This is a genomic window from Actinoplanes oblitus, assembly GCF_030252345.1.
In the GTDB taxonomy this organism is placed as follows: Bacteria; Actinomycetota; Actinomycetes; order Mycobacteriales; family Micromonosporaceae; genus Actinoplanes; species Actinoplanes oblitus.
Genome location: NZ_CP126980.1, coordinates 4,174,722 through 4,190,499, shown reverse-complemented (window position 1 = coordinate 4,190,499; position 15,778 = coordinate 4,174,722). Strand labels below are relative to the sequence as shown.

The following is a 15,778-nucleotide window of genomic DNA, read 5'->3' as shown; positions in this document are numbered from 1 at the left end:
GTGCCCGGCACGACCATCGCGCCGCAGCGGCCCGGTCGACGAGGCGCCGGCACCCACGTTGCTATCCCCCGGTTTTGTGTCGTGACGTAACTCTGGCGAGCACCCACGGGCTTCACCGCACCGCCCTGCCCCATCCCGATGTCATCGAGCATCGCCCGGCCTTCTGCCGGGCGAGCGCCGGCCCCTGGCCGGCAGGTTCTGTCGCATCGAGAAGGGAGACTCCCTTGCCTGAGAACGCGCAAGGCCAGGGCGGCAACTCCGGCCGGCTGCCCGAGCGGCCGGAGCGCGTCCAGCAGATCAGTAAGGCGCTCGACCAGACCCTGATCATCGCCGGGGTTCTGGAGATCGCCGAGAAGCTGCTGGCGCTGGCCGGGAGTGCGGACCCGACGACCATGGTGTTGGTCGCCGGATCCGCCCTCAAGGTAACGGAGGTCGTGCTGCGAGCCTGGAAATTCCGGCACTAACCCCCGCCCGGCCCTGTGGTGGCCCGCTCCGCAAGGGGCGGGTCACCCGCAGGCCGTCTATCCGCCAGCAGCGGCAGCTAGCCATCTGCTCACTGCGGGAACAACTTTTATGTCCAATCGCGGAAAACAGGTGATCACGGGCGATCACATCGGACACCACGTCCGACATTAGCCGTGTCCAGTACCCGGCCGAGGTACATGATTGACCTTGGTGATCACTCCCACCCTCACCCAGCCCTCGGCATATCGTCAACCCGCATCGGCGTGCCACCTTCGGGAACTCAACGCCTCAGCTTGGGCGTGGGCGATGGCCCAGCCGGCGACGTGCAGCGCTGGTCGCGGTGGCCGGTTCGGGGCGCGCGAAGGGGCTCATGCGGATTCTCCGGCGACGATGGAGGTGGCTGGCACGGGTGCGGGACGGCTGCGGGTGGTTGGTGTGGTGTGCCAGGTGACACGCCAGCCGGGGTAGGCGACCGCGGCGAGGTAGGCGGTGGCGCAGAGCCAGAGCGCTGCGGGTAGGCCGAGGGTGAGTAGGGCGGCGGCGGCGAGGCCACCGAACGGGATGCCGGTCCAGGCTCCCGCGATGATCTGGGTGCGGATCCGGCCCTGCAGGTGTTCCGGGATCCGGTCGCACTGGATGGCCTCGATGACCGGGTTGCCTGCGCCGGAGCCGAGGCCGGCGACGGCCCAGACGATCAGGACGAGCGTCGGTGGTGCGTTGAGCGCGATGACGGCGAACCGGCTCACCCCGGCGATCGACATGCCGGCGAGATAGATGCCGCGGCGGTGGGAGTCGAGGCGGTCGCCGCGCCAGCCCATGAGGGCGGCGGTCACCGCGGCGGTGCCGGCGAATGCGCTGATCGCCAGGCCGGTGGTTTCGGTGTCGTGGCCGCCTCGGCTGGCCCAGACCGGTAGCAGGCCGCCGAATAGGGCCCGGTCCAGCATGTTCGTGACCGCGAACATGATCATCAGTGCGGCCAGGGAGCGGTCGGCGTGCAGGAATCGGACGCCGGTGGCGAACTGCTGGCGGTAGGTGCCGGTGGCGGGTTCGTGCCGGACGGGGGTGCTGATCGTCGCGGATGCGAGGGAGCCGAGGGCGAACAGGGTCGCGACCAGGAGCAGGGTGACGGTGAGGCCGCAACGGGTGTAGGCGAGGCCGCCGAGGTAGGGGCCGAGGCCGGCGCTGCGTTCGACGGCGGTCGTCCAGCCGGTGGCCCGTATCAGGGCGATGCCGGTGTCCTCGGCGACCGGGCGCAGCAGCACGGTCTTCGCGGCGGTGGCCGGGCCGTCGGCTGCGCCGACCGCGGCCATCAGGACCGCCAGCAGCCACAGCGGTGGCAGGCCGGTGACGGCGAGGACCACCATCACTGTGGCCGAGAGCAGGTCGCCGCAGGCACCGATGCGCTGCGGTGCGACGCGGTCGAGGAGGGGCCCGGACAGAACTTGCATGACGACCCACGGCAGCACCTGGCACAGGGTGATCAGGCCGGTCTGGACCACGCTTCCGGTGACCGCCAGAACCATCGCGGGTAGTACGACCAGCAGCATCCGGTTCGCCGTCAGCGCGGCTCCCCGGGCCACCAGCAGTACGGCCAGTCCGAAAGGCTGCTGGTGGCCGGCCCGGGCATGCGCGCCGGGGCAGCCGCGCAGCGTCCGGGCGGCCGACCGGTTGATCACGCGCAAGAAGGGGGACATTGGCTCCCGCTCAAACCCGGACCAAGACGGCTATGGCCGGCAGCACGATCGTTGCCGCCCGCCGAGGCCGTCGGCGACCGGGCGGGCACATGCCGGTGATGGGCACAACGTGTGTCGGCGCCGTCGGGTGCAACCTGATGCTGTCGTTCGAAGCAGGTGTGTCGGCGGTGGCGTGCTGGGTGGTGTTGTGGTCGGTGTCCGCGCTCGTCAGGCCGGGGCTCCGGGTGTCGCCGGTGCCCGGCCGGCTCGCGGTGTGCCGGGCCGGGTGCAGCAGGGCCAGCACGGTCGTGGTGCTCGCCCTGCTGTGCCCGGTTCCCGTCAGGCGCGGGCGCGGGTGCCAGTCGGCGTGAGTGCCGCGCTGGGCGAGCCGGTGGCTGCTGCGGCGGGTCACGATAGGGGTCCGGCTGGGCGGGGCTCGGTGTGCTGAACACCGTCGGTCGGTGCTGCGGTAAGGGTTGATCGCCGACCGCCGTTGCGGGAGCGCCGCTCGACGTTTCTCAAGTTCAGCAGCCGGTTGACGGTGCCCCGCCTGAGGCCGGTCTGGACGGTGATTTGCCTAACCGACTTGCGTTCTTCGGTGTACAGGCGTAGGACCTCGTCGGCGGCCTTTTCCTGCTCGTCGGCGGTCATCCGCGTCCGCTGCTGCCAACCGGTGGTGCCCACCGCGGGGGCAGCCTGGTGGGTGGTGGTGGCATCTGGGCTGTCGGTCTGCGCGTCTGCTGTGCGGCGCCGGCCGCCGCGTTTGCGGAACTGGACGCCGGCTTCTTCGAGAATGTTGTGGGCCCAGCCGTACGAGCGGCCGTAAGCAGCGGCGATCTGCTTGATGGACTCCCCGGCCGTGTAGCGGTTGGCCGCCGCTTTCATCGTGTCGGCCCGGGTCTCGCACATCTGCTGCGCCAGCGATAGCGGCGTGGTCGTGGCGTGGCTGCTCATGGTCATCACCTGATCGGAATGTGGCGGGCGGGGATATGTGGGGTTCTGGGGCGCCAGCTGCGGGATCGGAACTCGATCCCGGCCTGCTTGAGAGCACGATGCGTAGAGCCGTAGGACCGTTTGGTGGCGGCGGCGATCGCCCGGATGGAATGGTGCTGCCGGTACAGCTCGACGACTGTTTTCTGCATGGCAGCGAGTTCGGTCCCCGACAGCCGTTTCCCGCGAGATCGTGTCGGCTGCGGTGCGTTGCCGCGGTCCCGTGGTGCTGAGCGGTGGCGTGCGGTCACGGATGTCATCAGGCCTCCAGGTTGCTAAGCGGTGGCGGCTGCTCATGCGGTCCACGTGGTGCAAGGGGGTCAAGGCGGGGTCAGCGCAGCAGAATCGCCACGACGACGACGGTGGTGAGCGCGGCGACTGCTGCGGTGTACATGGCGACTCGCAGAGCGCGCCGGTGGGCCAGATAGGCGGTGAGCCGGCCGGTGAGATGCTGGTGAGCGGCGAGGTCGTCGGGATGCGGTGTCCGCGCGGGCGGCAGCAGCGGTTGGGCTTCGGGTGCGGTGAGCAGCCGGCCGACCGCGCCTGCGATGTCGCTGGTGGGGTAGCCGGCCAGCGGGTGCCGACTCGTGTCGCGGCCTGCGGCCGGCGTGCGGCGCCCCGCGGCCCTGGCGCGCCGCGGCGGTGCGTCCCGCGGGCCCACGGTGGTCGGCGAGCATGCGGGCGGCGGCGGGGGCAAGGTCGTGATAGCGGTCATCGGTTGCGGGGTGTGGGTGCAGACGCCGCTGCGGTGGGCGGTCACCGCCCGGTGGTCGGCGGCGTCGAGCGCCGGGGATCGGGCGGCGACCAGGAGGCTCCATGCCGGGTGGTGCTGGGCCTGGTGCAGCAGTGCGGTCAGGTCGCGGTCACGGCGGCAGCCGCGCAGCATGCGCAGGTAGGTGCCGAGGACCGCCGCGCCCGTGCTGGGGTTGTTCTGGATGATGTTGCGGTCGTGGATGTGCCAGACCCAGGCGATGGCCCGGAGGGCCTCCGGGCATCGGCCGGCGGCGTGCAGGCTTTCGGCGAGGCCGGTGACGGTGGCGAGGATGCCGGCGGGACAGCGCAGGCGGTGGTAGGTGGCGAGCAGGTTTCGGCGGATCTGGATGGCCTGCTCGAAGTGGGTGTGCTGGTGCAGGGCGAGGCCGTAGGCGTGCGCGGCGTCGAGGCGGCGCGGGTGGTGCGGCTGCCGGGGATGCAGGCGCCGGCTGCCGTGGTAGGCGTAGCGGGCGGCGGCGAGCTGCTCGGGGCCGGTGGTGTGCAGGGCGTACAGGGTGGTGGCGTCGACCATCGCCGGGTCGGCCGGCTGCCACGCGTAGTCGCGTCCGGCCAGGTGCTGGGCGAGCAGGGTGACGGCGTCGGTGATGGCGCCGGCGGCGATCTGGCGGCGCGCGGTGATCGCGGCGTCGCTCAGGTTGTCGAGGCCGCTGCTGTTGCGCTGCGGCCGTACCGGTGGATGCGAGACGATTCGTGCCGTCCGCCCGCGGCGAGCGCGGGTACGCGGGCGTGGTCGTGCCATGGGCGGTGCCTTCCTCCCGGTGAGCGGATTGCCGACGGTGGTGCCGCCGGGGCGGGTACGACTGGGGAGGCCGGGTGCGCACCCGAGGGTGGGATGCGCACCCGGCGCGGGAATCTCGCGGTGACGCGCGAATCCCGCAGCCCGGCCGCACGGGGTGCGGATGTCCGTGCGGGCAGGCGGGGCGGCACCGCCCGACCCCTGAACGGCAGCGCTGCCTGTAGCGACGGACCGGCCCCCGAGCCGAGGGCTCGGAGCAGACGGGCCGGCGTCCTTCGCGAGGTCGGTCGGCTACCGGGACGGCACCGGGGCTACACCACCAGGCCGCCGGGTTTGCGCCACATCGGGTACAGGACCGGCGCGCCCGGGGTGATCTCGGTTATCCCGCAGAGGGCGTAACCGTGGCGGCCGTAGAGGGCACGGTTGCGCGGCCCGGTCGCTTCCAGGTAGGCGTGCCGCTGGTGTTTGTCGAGGTCGTGGTGCCGGTGCGCGAGCAGCGCGGCGCCGAGACCGCGGCCTTGCGCGGCGGGCCGCACGGCGAGGAAGGCGAGGTAGGCGTGTGGGTGCAGGTGCGGGTCGGGGTGATGCCGGTGCATGGCGCGGTCGAGCTGCCGGAACCGGGGCAGGGCGGGGCCGGTGATCAGGGCGAGCTGGCGGTCGTAGTCGGCGATCACCGGCGCCGGGTTCGCATCGAGGTCGTACCAGACGGCGGTCGCATCGTCGCCGAGCAGCTCGACGTGGCCGTGTTTGACGGCGTGTTTGGCCAGCATCCGGAAGTACGGCGGGTAGATCTGGGCCCGCTGGGTGGTGTCGGGGACCAGCCACCCGGCGAGGTCCCCGGCGAAGAAGGCGTCGGTGAGGATGCCGGCGACCAGGACGGTGTCACCGTCTTGTCGCCGGGCCCGGCGGATACGAGTGGTGTCGGGGGCGGTCATGCCGACCACCGGCTTGCCGCGGTGGCGGGCCCGGTGTGGTGCGGCCGGCTCATCAGGCCACTGCGGGCGCCGGCGCCGATCCCGGCATACACGTCGGGCCGGGCGATGCGTAGGTACAGCGCCCACCACATGCCCAGCAGTGCCGCTACCGCGTAGGCGTACGGGAAGACCCACCGCCAGGGTGAGGAGGCGTCGACGCCGAGCAGGACGTGGAACTGCTGCAGGGTGACCAGCAGGATCCAGGCCAGCACCGCGGACGCCACGATCGGGGCGAGCAGCCCGCGGGTCACGCCGACGCCGTCGCGGTTGGCCGAGCGCAGGAAGTAGACGAACACCGCGATCGAGGTGACCAGCATGAGGATCAGCACCCCGAGTCCACCGGTGACGGTGATCCAGAAGAACAGGTTGACGACCGGATCCCAGCCGGCGTACGCGTACGTGCAGATCACCGTGAGGGAGATGGCACTGTGCACCAGCGAGGCGGTCTTCGGGGATTGGGTGCGCACACTGGTGGCGGCCAGCTTCTGGAAGAAGACGCGTTCGCGGGCGAGGGCGTACAGGTAGCGGACCACGAACTGGTGGAAGCTGAGGGTGGCCGCAAACAGGCTGGTGACGTACAGCCCGCGCCCGACGGCGATCAGCCACGACGGCACGTACGGCGCGGACAGGTTGAAGATCAGGTCGGTGCCCTGGCTGGTCGCGGCCTCGACGATGGTGCCGGGCCCGGCGGCGACGGTCATCGCGAGGGCGCCGAAGCCGTAGAGCGCCCCGATGAGGATGAGCGCGAGGTAGGTGGCCATGGGCACGGTCCGGCGCGGGTCCTTGGTCTCTTCGCTCAGGACCGGGCCGCCTTCGAAGCCGACGAAACCGGTGATCGCGATCGTCAGCACGACGCCGATCCTGGCGGTGAACAATTGGTTCGGTGCGATCGCGGTCAGCTGGACGTGCCCACCGGCCGGGTGGGTGATCTGCACGAGCGCGAACACCAGCGCCACCAGCATCTCGCCGGCCAGCAAGACTTTCAGGACCCATCCGATCTTGTCGACCGGCGCGACGCCGAGCCCCGCGATGATCGCCCAGGCGATCAGCGCCCACAGCCACCACGGCGTCGACCAGCCGGACTGGGCCGCGACGAAGTCCGCGGCGGCCGGACCGAGCCCGCCGTAGAGGCCGTTGCCCATCGCCGTGTACGCGAGCACCGCGACGGCCGCCGCGCCGACACCGAGCACCGGGCCGAGCCCGTGGGCGATGTAGGTGTAGAACGCGCCGGAGTTGACGATCCGCCGCGACATCGCCATGTAACCGATCGAGAAGACACACAGCACCAGCGCGATGAGCAGGTAGCCCAGCGGGATGCCGAGCAGGCCGGTGACCGCCCAGCCGGTCGGGGCGCCACCACCGAGCACGGTCAGCGGTGCAGCGGCGGCCACGATGAAAGCGACTACCCCGACTGTTCCGAGCCGGTCCCGGGCCAGCGCCTGCAGGACCGGGCTGGCCGGACGCGAACGTGAAGGGGGGTGCGACACGAGAACTCCTGACAAGAAAAGGGCTGCTGGGAAGCGGAGGGAGAGCGGAGGGAGATCAGGCGCGGATCAGGACGGCACCGCCGACGAGGCGGTCGAGCGCGCCCAGCAGCTCCGGAATCGGTGCCCGGCTGCGCTGCCCGACGTCGGCGAGCTGCGTGATGACGTGCTGAGGGGTTCCGGCGAAGACCCGCTGATATACGCCGGTGGACAGACACAGCCCCACCAGCACCCGGTCGAAGTCGTCGAACACGCTGGTAAAGGGGTTGACGTGGCCCTGCTCAAGCAGGGACTGGCCCCGCCGGGCGGCGGTGGCCAGCCGGGCACAGGACCAATAGGCGGCGTTGTTGTCGGCCGGCTGGTAGACGGTGCGTGACCGGCCGAACAACCGCGCCCGCGTGACCTCGACCAGATCACCCGCCATCACCATGCGTTTGGCGACCTGGTCGTAGATGTCGCCGGACAGATAACGCAACCAGTCCTCGACCGGCAGCGACTCGGGCTCGCCGGCCACCTGCTCCGCGATGGTGTGCGCCAGCGCGTCCGGGGGCGGCTGCCGGCCGATGACGACGAGGCGGTCCTGGCCGACGGCGAGATGATCGGTCGCGACCAGTTCGGCCAGGACCGCGCACGCGAGGCCGACCGCGGCGAGGTCACGGTCGACGAACAGCTTGGCGCCGTCGTGGGCGAGGCGGAACAGCTCGTCGGCGAACCGCGGCCACTGCCTGCGCGTGCGTGCCGGCTCGTCCCCGAACCGGTAGGTCGATGGTGGACGGGTCGCGATGGTGTCGTACCTGCCGGTCGGCGCGGCGGGAGGCCAGCCGGGCGCGTCAGCGACGACCGGCTGGGATGCCCCACCTGCCAGGCCGTGAGCGGCCGGGCCCGGTAGTGTGCCGCCGGACCCGCCAGCAGGGAAGGCAGCCGGGCCGGCCGGGTGGTTGGTGGTGAGCCCGGCGGCGTGCCGGGGTGCTACCGGGGCATGGCGCGGATCGTGGTGATCCGGCGGCTCTGGGGAGAACATCGAACCCCCGAACAAGTGGTGGCGGATGTCGGTCAGAAAGGTGGTGTGGGCGGCGGGCGCGCACCGGCGCGCGGGAGCCGGCGGGTCCCCGCCGCCCACGTGCCCCGGCCTGGTCTGGCCTGGCCGGCCGGGACGACTGCGGTGCCGTTCAGCCGGACCTACGGGTGAGGCTGACCGGAATTGCTCAGCAACATTCACACAACTATCGATGTCAGGGAATACCGTATAAACACGGATTCGGATGTACGGTCCTGACACGGATCGCCGGTGGCCTCCTGGGAACCTTGCTGCGCATCGAACACGTGCCGTTGATGGGCAGACGGGAACGCGGAGCGGCCGATGTGGCACGGTGCCACCCGGGCTGCCCGATACGGATCGTGAGGTGGAGTTGTCCGACATCCGGGGCCGGTGCCCGCGGGTGCTGCGGTCGCCGGCTGCTAGGGAATCCAGCCGACGCCGCCGTAGATCGCGACCTGGTCGGGTGCCGGTAGCTCGGCGGAGGGCCGGTCCGGGCGCCAGTGCGGTGCCGCGACCAGTCCGGGTTCGATGAGTTGCAGGCCGGTGAAGAAGTCCGCGAGCTGGTCTTCGGTGCGGGCCCGGACGTCGGTCTGGCCGGCGTCGAACATCTGCTCATACCGGGCGCGGTCCGCGGGGCTGCTGAAATCCATGGTGGCGTGGCTGAACGCCACGTAACTGCCGGAGGGCAGTGCCTGGGACAGCTGCCGGAAGATGCTGATCGCCTCATCCTGGTCGTGGATGAAGTGCAGCACCGCGACGACAAGCAGTCCGACCGGGCGATCCAGGTCGAGCACGGACCGCAACCTGGGATGCCGTACCAGAGCGGTGGGATCCCGGATGTCGGCCTCGACGTACCCGGTACGGCCCTGCGGGTCGTCGCACAGCAGAGCCTCGGCGTGGCTGCTGACCATAGGATCGTTGTCCACGTACACGACCCGCGCGTCGGCGGCGACCCGCTGCACGAGGTCATGAGTGTCCTGACCGGGCAACGGCAGCCCGCACCCGACGTCGAGGAACTGCCGGATGCCCAGATCCGCCAGGCAGGTCACGCTGCGGCGCAGAAACGCCCGGTTCTCCCGTGCCGCGGTCACAACCGCCGGCCACGCCCTCGCGATCAGCTCCCCCGACTCGCGATCGGCCGGGAAATGGCTCTTGCCGCCCAGCCAGTAGTTGTACCGCCGCGCCGGATGAGCGGTCGTGGTATCAAACCCGCGGCGCCCCACCGCGGCGCCGGAAACGCTGGCGCCGCTCGCCGGGGCCACGGCCGCCGTCGACAGCAGGCCGGAAGGCGCTGCCGGACGAGCAGCCGTCCCGGCGCCGTCGGCAGGGGCCTCCCCCGACGCCGCGGCCTGTGCCGGCATCGGCGATAGGTGCCGGCCTGGTGCCGGCACCGGGGCAGAGTGCGTGGGTTGACCGCCACCGCCCAGGGCACCGGTAGGGCGAGTCAGGTAGAGGCCGAGTTCGTCGGGAGTGTCGGCACCCAACACGCGCAGCACCGCCTGCCGGCGCTCGTCACCGGGCCAGCGGTTCTTGCCCCGGATGAGGTCGCCGACCCACCGCCAGTCGACGAGCAATTCCTCCCGCGCCAGATCCCGGTCGGGATACAGCTTGGCCAGTTCAGCGTTGATGGCATCGGCCAACTCGGCCTGTGTCATGTGTTGCCCCGTGCGGCCCGGCGACGGTGACGGCAGGCGGGTGAACCGGGCACGGAGCTGCTCGTTGTATCTCTTGGCTTTGCGCGGCATGCTGTCCCGTCGCCTCTCAATACGGTCCTTGCGGTGACACGGAACGGCTACGCCCCGACCCGGCTGCGGCGTCGTATGTGCGGCCGGCCGTGCGGTTGTCGCCTCCCGTCCCAGGGGCACTGGCCGGCCGCGGGACCGGCACACCCACAGCCGGCGACCACCACCTCCGGCCGGCGTCCGCCCCGCTGCCCGCGCCGACGGCCGGCGCCGCAGCGGCCGGGGCATCGCCCGCCGCCTGGCACACCAGATCAGCGTTAACGCCGACCGGGCACGGTGCCGGCTGACCGCAGGCGCCGCATCGGCCCAGCCCCGCGTCGCGGTGCTTCTCTCGCAGGGCGGCTGCGGCCCGATGCAGCACACTGCCGGGCGGCACCGCGATCGTCCGCCTGCTATCCACGGCGACCACTACCCAGCGACGCACCCTGTGGCAGGTATCGGCAGATGCAGTCCGCGCCGGTCTCCGGGTTCATCAGGCTGACCGGCACCTCGCACCGCTGGGTGACGTTGAACAGCGGCACGTAGCCGAGCCAGCCGTCATGGCGGACCGTGCGCCACTCGGTGACCCGGCGCGGCGGCACCGGCTCGGCCAGGCCGACGGCGAGATCCACGGCAGAATGCTCCAGGCTTCGCGGAACCGCCACGACACGTGCGGCCCACTGCTGGGCACCGGCTACCGCTGCGGGATCACGCAAACCCTCGTTGAGATCGGCGACCAGCAGATAGTCGTCGTCGTTGCCCGGATGGCCAACCTGGTACAACGTCCAACAGCCGGGTTCCTGCCGGTCGAACAGCAGGACATAGGTCAGCCATTCACTTTCCCGCGACAGCGCCTCCACGAGGATGACGCCATCGCCGGTCACCGGAAGCGCACCGTCATCTCCCAGCGCGCTGGTGCAATGCCGAGCGAGCCGCAATGCATCCGCGGACGGAAAACGTAGTGTTGCCGCAGCAACCGCACCACCCGCTCCCCCGGCCCCACGCTGCGCGGGCGCGCCCGTCTGCCCGGCGCTCACCACGACTGGTCCCAGGTCAACCGGGCGGCGCAGACCGCCTCGTGCGGGCGCCGGCTGACATCCTCGAACGCGAGGGTGAACGGCATTGCGCCGGGCATGTGTCCGGCCGGAAGCAGGCTCCGCGCCTGCTGGGCGACGGCAACCGCTTCCGTCTGGCGGCCGCAGGCCTGCAGCATCGCCGCGTAGCGTGCGGCGAAGCTGCACCCGTCAGGCGGCAGGCGCCGTGGTGTGCGCATCCAGGTCTGCCAGCACATTTCGGCCAGCCGGATCGCCTCGCCGCACCCGCCCGCCGCGTGCCGGCAAACGGCCAGCCGGATCCGGGCCCGCTCTGCGTCGCGCGGCATGACCAGCCGCTCGTACAAGGCAATCAGGGACCGGTACGCGGCAGCCGCGTGTTCATACAGGGCCACCCGCCCGCCGGCGGACACCGCACGGACAGCGCAGCGTTCGTACGCCTCGGCCAGCACCAGGGCGGCGCCGACCGTGAACGGGTGCACCGGGCCGCAGAGCGACTCCCGCGTAGCACGGGCGTAGCGCGCCCATGCCACCTTCATCGCATCGTCACACCCTTCGAGCGAGCTGCTGGCGTAGACGACCGCGATCTGCGCCAGCCCGAGGTCCGGCTCCGTGCCGGCGGGATCGAGTCCCCGTAACACCCGTTCCGCAGACTTGGCCGCGTGATCATCGCTTTGGTCCGCTGATCGGGATCCTGTGCAGGCGGCGGAAGCGGCCCGGACCCGTTGCCGCATCCCGGCTGGGCCTCGGCCCGCATCGCCGTGGAAGCGGCGAGCGAACTCGTCATCGATGAACATGCCACACCCCCTTCCTCGCCGGATTACGATTTGCGGGCCATGCCGGCCCAGTAATAAGCCGCTTTCGGATCGGTGGCGGGGGTGTCGGGCCGCCAGGCGGAGACCGGGACCAGGCCGGGCTCGAGCAGCTCCCAGTCGCCGAAGAAGCGGGCCACCGCCTCCTGGGTGCGGGCCACCAGGGTCATCCCGGCGCCGGTGGCGGCGGCGACGGCCTGGTTGACCTCGTCGGGGTTGAAGTCGGCGGTCGGGTGGGTGATCGCCAGGCAGCTGCCGGACGGCATCGCGTCGCGCAGCTCGGCGACAGTGGCCCACGGGTCGTCCTCGTCCGCGAGCAGCATCAGGATCGCGATCAGGGTGAGACCGACCGGCCGGGTCAGGTCGAGGGTCTCCCGGAGCACCTTGTCGGTCAGGATCGAGCGGGGATCGCGGATGTCGGCGCTGATGTACTCGCTGCGACCCTCGGGGGAGCTGAGCATCAGGGCGCGGGCGTGGACCAGGACGATCGGGTCGTTGTCGACGTAGACCACCCGGGTCTCCGGGGCGATCCGCTGCGCGACCTCGTGCAGGTTGGGCCGGGTCGGGATGCCGGTGCCCACGTCCAGGAACTGCCGGATGCCTTCCTTTTCCACCAGGTCACGGGCGGCGCGGTGGACGAACTTGCGGTTCTCGCCGGCCATGTAACGCATGCCGGGGATCGCCTGGATCATCGCCTCGCCGACCGCGCGGTCGACGGCGAAGTTGTCCTTGCCGCCGAGCCAGTAGTCGTAGATGCGGGCGGAGTGCGGGACGTTGACGTTGACCCCGGCTGGCGCAGGGAGTGCCGGATGGACGCTAGAGTCGTCTGCGCTGTCCGGACTAACGCTATTCAGCATGGCGGCCGGCCTCCTCGCCGACTTTGGCTGTCTTCATGAAATGCGCCGCGTAGTGCGACGGCATCAACCGTGGACACATGGGCTTGGACGGGTGTAGATGATGCTTAAGATCATGCGGCTCTTCTATCGACGCGGCTATGAGCATTCAGTCATGATCATTATTTCGCTGCCGTCAGCTCGGACGCGGGAGGTGCCTTGACCTCCGACCCCACGTCGAGTCTTCGGCGAAATTGGGGACAGTAGACGGCACGCTGCATGACCTGGTACCGAACGTAAGTTGAGATCAAAGGCTCGGCAACCTCCTGCGCGATAGGACTCAAAAGACCTGCGAGCGAGTGACCTCTTGCGAAGTAGACTGTGAAATGACGATGATGCATGCGGGTAGAAACTGCCCGCTACCAGTAGGAGGAACGGAGATGTCGCCGATGATGCCTACAGGCAACCGGCGTTGCCGTCGATGCCGCGGACCGCTTGCCCGCGATCAGCGGGATCAACATTGCCGACGCTGCACGGGACAGCTGTGGTTGCTGCGACAGCGGCCGCCGACCGTCTCTCCTTCGTTCTGGGATCATGACACCATCCGGGCGGCAGCTACTGAACGGCACATGGGCCGGTTGATCGCTGCTTACCGGTCGCACCCCGAACATGGGATTCCCATATCACAAGAAGTCGTCGGCCTATGGGCTTTCAAATCGCAAAGCCAGATTTGCAAGATTGAAAATGGCAAAGCGCCTGACAACCTCAGCCAACTGCAATTCTGGGCACGCACCCTGAGCATTCCGCCTCAACTCTTGTGGTTCTCATTGCCGGAAACGCGATCAAAGGCCGAGGATAACCATCGCGACGAGGACCACCTGCGAGATAGTGCAATTCTGCTCCCTGGCGTTTCAACCCAGGCGAGATTGCACAGCGGCGGCAATGCGAAACATAGTATTGCAGACGACACGACGTCGGTACCACCCTCTTACGTATCGACACCGTCGAACGACTTCGAAATCCAATCGAACGAAATCAGCGGACGCGAATCGCTAGTGCACGAACTGACCGGTTTACGCCACCAGCTTGATGAGGCACTCGCAGCTTCCAGCGTTTCCGTGCGACAGATAGATACGATAGAGGAGTCGACCGGAAATTACGTCAACGACTACCCGGCAACTCCGCCGACAGTCATGCTCTCCCGCATAGCAATGGAATGCGCCGAGGTGACAGCGCTTTCCCAGCGACGGCAGCCGGCTGCGGTCCAAGCCCGGCTGTCCAGTTGTGCCGCTCTTCTTTCAACGTTGTGTGCAGATGCTCTTATGCGGCTCGGCCGGACAACGGATGCCCAGCTGTGGTACCGGACGGCGATGTTCGCGGCCGACGACTGTGAGCGGCCTACGCTCGGTGTACTCGTTCGCGCTCAGGCGGCAATGCTGCCGTACTACTTCGGTGACGCCAGGCAAACAGTTCAGCTTGCGGACGAGGCGTTGTCATTGTCTGCGAAGCCGTGTGGGTCAGGGGCTCTAGCCGCCGCTGGCCGAGCGCGGGCGCTGGCACGTATCGGTGACACCGCAGCCGCCCGCGACGCGGTGAAAGAGGCCCGTGCGCTGTTCGATCAAGTCGGCGGAGATGACAGCGACGCAGCGTTCCGGTTTCCGGTTAAGCGGTTTTTGTTCTATGTTGCGGGAGCCGCCACCTGGATGGGCGACACCGACACCGCATACAAGCTCCAGGATGAGGCACTAGCGCTGTACCGAGGTAGCCATACGGTTTCCATCGACCCTGCCCTGATCCTCCTCGATCGCGCTCGTTGCCTGGTGAGCGACAACCGAGCCGACGAAGCTGCCACGGTGGCGATTGAGGCTGTCGCGATGCTGCCGGAGAGGCAACGCACCGAGATTGTGCTGGCTCGGGCGCACGAGATCGCCGCTTCGATGCCGATCGCTGCACGTCGTGGACCGGCGGTGGACCTCAGCGACTATGTTCGTGAGTGCCGTCGGCGCGCACGTACGTTGGCGGGAGGTCGAACCGCTCTCAACGGGTAGGAGTGTCCATGTTCGTAGAGCAGCGGACTCGGCCGGTGCTAGCCAAGGTATGCCGTCTCCTTAACCGTGAAGCGCATGACGCAATCCTCCTGCGCCACCACACTAATGCGGTTTACGCGGTCGATGATTTAGTCGTCAAGATCGCTCCTCCCGCAATAAGCGTAGGTCTGCTGCGCAAAGTTGTAGATCTAGTGCAGTGGCTCACTGATGCCGACTTCCCGACGGTTCACCTCACGACGGAGGTTGATCAGCCCATAATTGTCGACGACCACGGCATCACGGTATGGGAGAGGCTCGACGCAGCTATCGATCGGCCGGTTACCACTGGCGAGCTTGGCCGGCTGCTCCGCAGCCTGCACTCACTGGAGATACCTCCCGTACCGCTTCCTCAGCTTGATCCGATGCCCGGAATTCGTCATTCAATCAGCGCCTCCACCATCCTCACCGATGAGGACCGAATGCTGCTAAGCGAGCGTTTGGAGGTCGTTTCAGGCGCGCTGCGCAGTGTGCGCTCACCGCTGGGCTGGGGATTGATCCAGTCTGATCCTCAGGTACGCAATGCGCTGCGCCGGCGCGACGGCACCGCAGTGCTAGCAGATTGGGATGGCGCTCGCATCGGCGACCGCATCTGGGATGTCGCAACGGTGGCCGTACACTGCCGCCGATTTGGCAACAACCAAGACCTGAATGCTTTCAGCGAGGCATACGGCTGGGATCCCCGAAGTTGGTCCGAGTTTGAGAACTTGTGTCGCCTCCGGGAATTACAAATGATCGCGACCAACGCTCGTAAGTCGCTGCCCGGAACACCTGCAGCGACCGAGGTACGTCATCGCCTCGCCGGGATGCGGCGCGGGCACCGCGAAATGACCGCATGGCGCATTCTCTGAGCGAGAACCTCAGCACACACCAGCGCTCCACCAACGGCACGGGTTGGTCAGCTCGCCGCCCGCCTTTAGGGCTACGTACACATAGAATCGGAATTTAAAGGGTTCGACATGTCGCACCTTCCCGGCATTCCTCATCAAGAGCGCGGAATTTAATCCGCAAACCGCAGGGGACATTCTCTGCCGGAATTCGTGATCCGAATAACGGTTATGCGTGGTTTGCGATAGTCAAATGTCACCATCTGGCTGACGATCGAGAAGTCTCTCGGTCATGTTAGGTAAAGGCAAGTTCC

At 68.8% G+C, this 15,778-nt stretch carries 14 protein-coding genes; 3 read left to right on the top strand and 11 right to left on the bottom strand.

Annotation, left to right across the window (positions count from 1 at the left end):
- Positions 1-224: 224 nt before the first annotated feature.
- Entirely contained in the window at positions 225-464 is a 240-nt protein-coding gene (locus Actob_RS18835) for a hypothetical protein (RefSeq protein WP_284921556.1), read from the top strand.
- A gap of 369 nt (positions 465-833) precedes the next feature.
- Here Actob_RS18835 and Actob_RS18830 read toward each other — a convergent pair whose 3' ends face one another.
- The 11 genes from Actob_RS18830 to Actob_RS18785 all read right to left on the bottom strand — a co-directional run bounded on the left by Actob_RS18830 (position 834) and on the right by Actob_RS18785 (position 12,577).
- Positions 834-2,159, bottom strand: a complete 1,326-nt coding sequence (locus Actob_RS18830; RefSeq protein ID WP_284921555.1) for an MFS transporter — start codon at positions 2,157-2,159, stop codon at positions 834-836.
- Positions 2,160-2,546: 387 nt separating this feature from the next.
- Positions 2,547-3,092, bottom strand: coding sequence for a helix-turn-helix domain-containing protein (locus tag Actob_RS18825; RefSeq protein ID WP_284921554.1), 546 nt, complete (start codon positions 3,090-3,092; stop codon positions 2,547-2,549).
- A gap of 5 nt (positions 3,093-3,097) precedes the next feature.
- Complete coding sequence (locus Actob_RS44060; RefSeq protein ID WP_407653672.1) at positions 3,098-3,280, bottom strand: helix-turn-helix domain-containing protein; 183 nt, start codon at positions 3,278-3,280, stop codon at positions 3,098-3,100.
- 179 nt (positions 3,281-3,459) lie between these two features.
- The gene (locus Actob_RS18820; protein WP_284921553.1) at positions 3,460-4,641 is read right to left on the bottom strand and encodes a hypothetical protein; all 1,182 of its coding nucleotides are present in this window, start codon (positions 4,639-4,641) and stop codon (positions 3,460-3,462) included.
- Positions 4,642-4,949: 308 nt separating this feature from the next.
- Positions 4,950-5,573, bottom strand: coding sequence for a GNAT family N-acetyltransferase (locus Actob_RS18815; RefSeq protein ID WP_284921552.1), 624 nt, complete (start codon positions 5,571-5,573; stop codon positions 4,950-4,952).
- Positions 5,570-7,057 carry an APC family permease gene (locus Actob_RS18810; RefSeq protein WP_407653710.1) on the bottom strand — a complete coding sequence of 496 codons (1,488 nt, stop codon included), beginning with the start codon at positions 7,055-7,057 and terminating at the stop codon, positions 5,570-5,572. The genes Actob_RS18815 and Actob_RS18810 overlap by 4 nt, the downstream gene beginning before the upstream one ends.
- Positions 7,058-7,154: 97 nt before the next feature.
- A complete protein-coding gene (locus Actob_RS18805; RefSeq protein ID WP_284921550.1) occupies positions 7,155-8,117 on the bottom strand; it encodes a GOLPH3/VPS74 family protein in 963 nt (320 codons plus the stop codon).
- A 437-nt stretch (positions 8,118-8,554) separates the two neighbouring features.
- Positions 8,555-10,000, bottom strand: coding sequence for an SAM-dependent methyltransferase (locus Actob_RS18800; RefSeq protein WP_284921549.1), 1,446 nt, complete (start codon positions 9,998-10,000; stop codon positions 8,555-8,557).
- A 269-nt stretch (positions 10,001-10,269) separates the two neighbouring features.
- A complete protein-coding gene (locus tag Actob_RS18795) occupies positions 10,270-10,893 on the bottom strand; it encodes a hypothetical protein (RefSeq protein WP_284921548.1) in 624 nt (207 codons plus the stop codon).
- Entirely contained in the window at positions 10,890-11,705 is an 816-nt protein-coding gene (locus Actob_RS18790) for a hypothetical protein (RefSeq protein WP_284921546.1), read from the bottom strand. The genes Actob_RS18795 and Actob_RS18790 overlap by 4 nt, the downstream gene beginning before the upstream one ends.
- 23 nt (positions 11,706-11,728) lie before the next feature.
- On the bottom strand, positions 11,729-12,577 hold the full coding sequence (locus Actob_RS18785) for an SAM-dependent methyltransferase (RefSeq protein ID WP_284921544.1): 849 nt from the start codon (positions 12,575-12,577) through the stop codon (positions 11,729-11,731).
- A 605-nt stretch (positions 12,578-13,182) separates the two neighbouring features.
- Here Actob_RS18785 and Actob_RS18780 point away from each other — a divergent pair.
- Positions 13,183-14,601: a hypothetical protein gene (locus Actob_RS18780; protein ID WP_284921543.1), complete on the top strand. Its 1,419-nt coding sequence runs from the start codon at positions 13,183-13,185 to the stop codon at positions 14,599-14,601.
- An 8-nt stretch (positions 14,602-14,609) separates the two neighbouring features.
- Positions 14,610-15,488, top strand: a complete 879-nt coding sequence (locus Actob_RS18775; protein WP_284921542.1) for a phosphotransferase — start codon at positions 14,610-14,612, stop codon at positions 15,486-15,488.
- Positions 15,489-15,778 lie beyond the last annotated feature (290 nt).